The sequence below is a fragment of the Cryobacterium sp. MLB-32 genome, from assembly GCF_000738085.1.
Taxonomy (GTDB): domain Bacteria; phylum Actinomycetota; class Actinomycetes; order Actinomycetales; family Microbacteriaceae; genus Cryobacterium.
Genome location: NZ_JPRS01000587.1, coordinates 1 through 768 on the forward strand (window position 1 = coordinate 1; position 768 = coordinate 768).

Annotated in this window: 1 protein-coding gene; it reads right to left on the minus strand. The window is 53.1% G+C overall.

Annotation, left to right across the window (positions count from 1 at the left end; all coding sequences use genetic code 11):
* Window positions 1-318 precede the first annotated feature (318 nt).
* Window positions 319-768 (minus strand): hypothetical protein (locus JF66_RS23950; protein WP_197059518.1); only part of this gene is annotated, 450 nt, incomplete at its 5' end.

The window sequence follows — 768 nt, forward strand, 5'->3', positions numbered from 1 at the left end:
CAACCTGTTATATCGGTTGGTGTCACGGAAGGTTTTGTCGGTCTTACAGGGTGAACGAAAATGATACTTTCAACCGTCTACAGGGTGCGTCCATACACTGAATGTTACGACAATTCATTATGAAACATGATCCTCCTACCGACTGTCTCAAGTCACGGTACGGGCGCACCACTCATCACATCAGCATTCACCAGTAACACGCAGAAATCGAACATCCACGCCGGCAGGCTGACCAGTCATAATTCTAGGCGCGCTAACGGTCTGCTAGGCTGCGCGAAGCATTGGTAGTCATTAGCAGTCATTAGCAGTCATTAGCAGTCATTGACAATGAATTACGGAGAATAAATGCTTATTGAAAAAGAGAATGCCCAGTTGGTTATGTTCAGTGGCGGACGAGACAGCACTCTGGTTGCTGCCCGCCTCATGCTCCAGGGGATCCCCGTCCACCTCTTCAGTGGAAATAGCGGATGCTCGCTCCACCGCGGACTGCTCACCCTTCGAGTTAAGGAGCTGCAGGCCCGCTTCGGTGACCTCGTCGTGACTCACGTAGTCAGTGACGTGAGCGGCGCCTTCCGGTCCATCGCAATAGCGAATATCGAGCACGATATCTTGACCCACCGCAAGAATCTCATCCTTCTCGGCGAGAAAATCGCCATCCACGCACACGCCGTCGACTACTGTCGTCGCAACGGCCTCGCCATTATGAACGATGGCATCGCTCGCTATCAGCAGGACTTCCCCGAGCAGCGCATGGTCGCCCGAGAGTAC